Here is a 5,772-nt window from a genome sequence, read left to right on the forward strand (position 1 = left end):
GCGTAGCCGGATACTGCGTCAACCACGCCGTCTATGCGTTGGAAATAGGCTTCCAAGCCCCAGAAGCAGCCGCCGGCGAGGTAGATGGTGCGCGTATTCATGATTGCTGAATCCTTTTTCTGTGTGTCGGGTTTGTAAAATGTGTTTTTCAGACGGCCTATATCGGCATTCGGGTCGCGGATTAAAGCCAATGCCTGCGCTTCGTTGATGCTGCCTTTGACGATGCGCTGCACGTCGCCGTCTTTGCCGATTAATGCCCAAGAAGGGTAAACACTGATATTCAGGCTTTGGGCGATGGTGCCGCCGTTGTCGGTAACGACGGGCAGCTTAGGATAGTTCAAACCGGAATACCATTTTTGAAAGTCGCCGTCTTTTTTCTCGTGTAGAAAACCGGGCGAGGCAACGGTAATCAGGTTGGCAGAACCGAATTTTATATCTTGCGCCCATTTTTCGGTTTGTCCCAATTCGGACAAACACAAAGGACACCAACTTGCCCAAAATTTAATCAGGGTGGGTTTGTCTTTTTTTAGGAAAACACTGGCAGGGCGGTTGTCAGGGGTTTTTAATGAGGACAATGCCTGCGGTACGGTTGCGGCTTCGGTATCCATCATTTTGGATGAGCAGGCGCCAAGCGCAAGCAGGCAGCCGAACTTGGTGCAAAGTGAAAATAATGTGCGGGGATTCATCTCTATGTTTCCTGTATGGATGGTTTATCTTATTAGACGTTGGAAATGCCAAAACCTGACAACCTTGATTTTCAGACGACCTTGCCACGTAAAATACGCTACAATACTCCCTATTTCAAGTTTCTAAAATTAAAAGGAAAATTTAATGTTCAGCTTCTTCCGTCGCAAGAAAAAACAGGAAACTCCGGCTCCCGAGGAGGCTCAAGTTCAGGAAACCGCAGCAAAAATAGAATCTGAAGTTGCTCAAGTAGTTGAAAATATTAAAGAAGATGCCGAATCTTTAGCAGAAAGCGTCAAAGGGCATGTTGAATCAGTTGTCGAATCGGCTGTTGAAACTATCAGCGAAACCGTCGAGCAGGTTCGGGAAACTTTGACCGAAACGCCGTCTGAAACAGTTGAAAAAGTAGAAGAACACGTTGAAGCGGCAAAAGAAGCGGCTGTTGAAACCGCCAGCGAGACTGTTGAACAGGTAAAAGAAACCGTTGCCGAGATGCCGTCTGAAGCGGTCGAGGCTGCTGAAGAAGTGGCAGAACAGGCTGAGGCAGTCAGAGAAGAAGCTGTTGAAACCGTCAGCGAGGTTGTTGAGCAGGTAAAGGAAACCGTTGCCGAGATGCCGTCTGAAGCGGCCGAGGTTGCTGAAGAAGTAGCGGAACAAGCTGAAGCAGTCAAAGAAGAAGCTGTTGAGGCAGTTAGCGAGACTGTCGAGCAAGTTCAAGAAGCCGTTGTGGAAATACCGGTTGAAGCCCCTGCTCCGGCAGAAGAACACAAGCTCAGTTGGGCTGCGCGTTTGAAACAAGGCTTGACCAAATCACGCGACAAAATGGCAAAATCGTTGGCCGGCGTGTTCGGCGGCGGACAGATCGACGAGGACTTGTACGAAGAGCTGGAAACCGTGCTGATTACCAGCGATATGGGCATGGAAGCCACCGAATACTTGATGAAAGACGTGCGCGACCGTGTCAGCCTCAAAGGCCTCAAAGACGGCAACGAATTGCGCGGTGCGCTGAAAGATGCGCTGTACGACTTGATTAAGCCTCTGGAGAAACCTTTGGTCTTGCCGGAAACCAGGGAGCCTTTCGTGATTATGCTTGCCGGTATCAACGGCGCGGGTAAAACCACGTCTATCGGCAAACTCGCCAAATACTTCCAAGCGCAGGGTAAATCTGTGTTGCTGGCGGCAGGCGATACTTTCCGTGCCGCTGCGCGTGAGCAGCTTCAAGCTTGGGGCGAGCGCAACAATGTAACCGTGATTTCGCAAACCACAGGCGATTCCGCAGCCGTTTGCTTCGATGCCGTCCAAGCCGCGAAAGCGCGCGGGATCGACATCGTGCTGGCTGATACTGCCGGCCGTTTGCCTACGCAGCTTCATTTGATGGAAGAAATCAAAAAAGTGAAACGCGTGTTGCAAAAAGCCATGCCGGATGCGCCACATGAAATCATCGTTGTTTTGGATGCCAACATCGGTCAAAACGCCGTCAACCAAGTGAAAGCCTTCGACGAAGCGCTGGGTCTGACCGGACTTATCGTCACCAAGCTAGACGGTACGGCCAAAGGCGGTATCCTTGCCGCCCTTGCCTCCGACCGCCCTGTTCCTGTCCGCTACATCGGCGTAGGCGAAGGCATCGACGATTTGCGTCCGTTTAATGCCAAAGCGTTCGTGGATGCCCTATTGGATTAAACAGACAGGTTGAGGTTTGTAAACGCAGTTTGCGGGGGATTTCTGAGCCGTATTTTGAAAGGCTTCGCATTCGGTTGGTACAAAAGCCAAACAGGCTGTTAAAAAGGCCGTCTGAAACCTAAAATCAGGTTTCAGACGGCCTTTATTTATTTACGGGTTTAGTTTTTCCGTGCGGTAACAAACTTTGCCAGTTGGCGCAGGCGCAGGGCTTTGTCGCCGAATGGCTCGATCAGGGCAACGGCTTCTGCAATCAGCGTTTCTGCGTAAGTGCGCGCGGCCTGCAGGCCCATCAGTTTGACGTAGGTCGGTTTGTCGTTGTCCGAGTCTTTGCCGGCGGTTTTGCCCAAGGTGGCGGTATCGGCTTCGCAGTCCAATACATCGTCGATCACTTGGAAAGCCAAACCTAATTTGGCGGCGTAGCGGTCTAAGGTTTGGATTTGAGCCGGTGTTAAGTCTGGGCAGGAAAGTGCGCCTAAGGCCACGGCCGCGCGGATGAGTGCGCCGGTTTTGAGGCTGTGCATCTGTTCCAATTCGGCCTGATTCATGGCTTTGCCGACATTGGCAAGGTCGATAGCTTGTCCGCCCGCCATGCCGAGGCTGCCGGATGCCTGGGCCAGCGTGGACAACATGGCAAGCTGACGTTCGGCAGGCAGGCCTGTCGGACGGCTCAGTACATCAAAGGCTTGGGTTTGCAACGCATCGCCGACCAAAAGGGCGGTTGCTTCATCGTATTGCACATGGCAGGTCGGTTTGCCGCGGCGCAGACTGTCGTTGTCCATCGCCGGCATATCGTCGTGAACCAACGAATAGACGTGTACCATTTCGATGGCCGCCATCGCCTGCTCGACGGCATTTTGGTTTGCTTCGCCCAATTCGGACGCGGCAAGCACCAAGAGTGGACGCAGCCGTTTGCCGCCGCCGAGGGTAACGTAACGCATGGCTTCGTGCAGCGTGTGCGGAACTTGGCTTTCAGACGGCAAGAAATGCGCCAGCAGCAATTCGGTTTGCGCTTGGGCTTTTTGTTGCCATGTTTTGAGTTCATTCGCCGGGTTCAAGGTTCAACTCCTTCAGTTCGCCGGCATCCAAGACTTGCAGTTTCTGCTCGACTTCCGCCAATTTGGTTTGGCAGTATCTGACCAATTCGTTGCCTTCCTGATAGGCAGCCAGGGCGTCTTCCAGCGGCATTTCGCTGCTTTGCATGGCCTGGGTCAGGGTTTCGAGGCGGGATAAGGCTTCTTCAAAGGATTGGGGGGCGTTTTTTTTCATGGTTTGAAATGATGGGCAGAAAGGGGGAATTGTAGCATTTTTAGATGATGAAGGCCGTCTGAACAGGGATGAAAACGAAATCAAAGATTTCTGTTTCTTTGTTCAGACGGCCTTTTTTCAAACGAAATAACGTTATCAACCCGGTAAAACGGCTTTTTGATAGTTGAGCGCGATAAACTGCTTCTCGGCATCCAATTCAGTGATTTTGAACAATGCCTGCGATTTGGGCAGCGCGTCAAACGGAATACCGGTCGCGCGCGTTACCAGCGGCAGGCCTTCAATGCGGACGAGGTCTTCTTTGAGGATGGTGGCCGTCAGCTCGCTCGTGCCTTGCTGCTGCAGATAGACGAGGCTCCAGTAGGCTTCCATTTGGCGTTGGAAGTCGGCGTAGGCTGTATAGGCGGCATCAAAGTCGCGCAGCGCGGCGAAAAGCTCGGCATCGCTGTTTTGATACAGTGGCTCGGCAGAGTCGTCGATCAGGCTGATCAGCTGCTTTTGGTTGATGTAGTCGGCGGCGCGGCGCAGAGGCGAGGTAAACCAGCCATAATGCTGCACGCCCATGCCGATGTGCGGCTCGGATTTGGTGCTCATGCGCACTTTGCCTGCCGGTTGGACGCGGAAAAGGCCGGGCAGCTCGTTTTCGTCCAGCATTTGCGCCCAAGTGCTGTTGGCAAGAATCATCATCTCGCTGACCAGCGTATCGATGGGCGAACCGCGTTCGCGGCGGACGACGGATACGTTGCCTTCCTCATCCAATTCGATGCTGTAATCGTATTGCGGCGCGCGGTCGGGCTCGTATTTGCCGCGCGCTTTTTGCAGGGCGATGGCGAATTGATAGAACCAAATCAGGTCTTGATGGTGGGCAAACATCATTTCGCCGGCTTCGTCCAAGCCGGTTTCGGCGTTGAAATGCGGTTCGATGGCTTGAATGCGCAGGTTTTCGGCGATGTTGACGGCTTCGATTTTGCAGGTTGGCGCGCCGACGTTGAACTCGCCGTCCACATCAAAATAAATGCTGACGGCAGGGCGGTACGCGCCCGCATCAAGGCTGAACGCGGCAATCCAGTTTTCGGGCAGCATGGTGATTTTGCCGCCGGGGAAATAAACCGTGCTTAAGCGTTCCATGATGTTTTTTTCCATTTTGTCGCCTTGTTTAATGGCAAGCGACGGCGCGGCAATGTGGATGCCGACGCGTTTCATGCCATTGCCCAAGTCGGTCAGGCTCAAAGCATCGTCCACTTCGGTAGTCGATTCGTCGTCAATGGAAAAGGCGGTAACGTCGGCTTTGGGCAAGTCGGGCATTTCAGGAAGCGGAAGGTCGGGGAAGCCTGTTCCTTTGGGGAAGTATTTGATTTCAAACCCGTCTTGCAGGTATTGGGGAATGGACGTAATGCCGCCTGTCTTTTTCGCCAGTTCGTAGGCAGAGATTTTCAGCGCGTCGGCGGCTTTGGTAAAGGCTTTGTAAGTCAGCGACTGCTTGTCGGGCGCGTGCAGGATGGTTTTCAAATCTGCCGCGATTTCAGACGGCATCTCGCCGCGTTTCAAGGCTTCCGCCCAAGCGTCGATTTGCGCGTCTTGCTGTTTTTTGCGTTCGATGGCGGCAAGCGCTTGTTTCAAAGTTTCTTCAGGCGCGGCTTTGAACACGCCTTTGGCTTTTTTATAGAAATACATCGGCGCGGCGTACAGCGCAATCAAAGTTGCCGCCAGCTCGGTTTTGGTCGGTGCATGGCCGAAATATTCTTCGGCAATCGCCTCAGCGGTAAATTCCTCTTCGCCGCATACTTCCCACAATAAATCGGTATCGATGTCCGCCGCCTGCGCCTGCGCGTTCTCTAAAAACGCCGCCATATCGCCGTCAAACTCGGCAAAGACATTATTTGCCTTCACTTTGGTGCGTTTGCCGTGTTGGGTATCGACTTGGTAGGTGGCGTCGTTTTTTTGGACGATGGAGGCAACTTTGAATTGGCCGGACTCTTCGTAAAAGATATTCATTTTTTTAGGATTTTATGATTTGTAGGAAACGCGTGATTTTAGCAGATTTGCACAAGAAAGGCCGTCTGAAAAACATACTTTCAGACGGCCTGTTCAAACGGCGGATGATTAATACTGATATGCCGCCAGTTTGCGTTTGATTTCAGGCAG

General features: G+C 52.5%; 5 protein-coding genes. 1 reads left to right on the plus strand and 4 read right to left on the minus strand.

The window, feature by feature from the left end; all coding sequences use genetic code 11:
- Positions 1-686: peptide-methionine (S)-S-oxide reductase (locus tag ACTHS3_RS05475; protein ID WP_440367333.1), on the minus strand; the 686-nt coding region annotated here is incomplete at its 3' end.
- Between the two features lie 145 nt (positions 687-831).
- On the opposite strand from ACTHS3_RS05475, the gene ftsY reads away from it, so the two are divergent.
- Positions 832-2,364 carry a signal recognition particle-docking protein FtsY gene (gene ftsY / locus ACTHS3_RS05480; protein WP_004519177.1) on the plus strand — a complete coding sequence of 511 codons (1,533 nt, stop codon included), beginning with the start codon at positions 832-834 and terminating at the stop codon, positions 2,362-2,364.
- Positions 2,365-2,522: 158 nt separating this feature from the next.
- Here ftsY and ACTHS3_RS05485 read toward each other — a convergent pair whose 3' ends face one another.
- From ACTHS3_RS05485 to ACTHS3_RS05495, 3 genes are all read right to left on the minus strand, one after another.
- Positions 2,523-3,419: a polyprenyl synthetase family protein gene (locus ACTHS3_RS05485; RefSeq protein ID WP_004519176.1), complete on the minus strand. Its 897-nt coding sequence runs from the start codon at positions 3,417-3,419 to the stop codon at positions 2,523-2,525.
- Positions 3,403-3,630: an exodeoxyribonuclease VII small subunit gene (locus tag ACTHS3_RS05490; protein ID WP_003681131.1), complete on the minus strand. Its 228-nt coding sequence runs from the start codon at positions 3,628-3,630 to the stop codon at positions 3,403-3,405. Before ACTHS3_RS05490 ends, ACTHS3_RS05485 begins: the two co-directional genes overlap by 17 nt.
- Positions 3,631-3,765: 135 nt before the next feature.
- Positions 3,766-5,622, minus strand: a complete 1,857-nt coding sequence (locus ACTHS3_RS05495) for a ribonuclease catalytic domain-containing protein (protein ID WP_070461521.1) — start codon at positions 5,620-5,622, stop codon at positions 3,766-3,768.
- Positions 5,623-5,772: the final 150 nt, after the last annotated feature.

The sequence above is a fragment of the Neisseria sp. P0009.S007 genome, assembly GCF_051962515.1.

Bases quoted from the DNA above. Each gene is read 5' to 3' on its own strand.
- ACTHS3_RS05495 (WP_070461521.1), bottom strand. From the start codon at position 5,622: ATGAATATCTTTTACGAAGAGTCCGGCCAATTCAAAGTTGCCTCCATC.
- ftsY (WP_004519177.1), top strand. From the start codon at position 832: ATGTTCAGCTTCTTCCGTCGCAAGAAAAAACAGGAAACTCCGGCTCCC.
- ACTHS3_RS05490 (WP_003681131.1), bottom strand. From the start codon at position 3,630: ATGAAAAAAAACGCCCCCCAATCCTTTGAAGAAGCCTTATCCCGCCTC.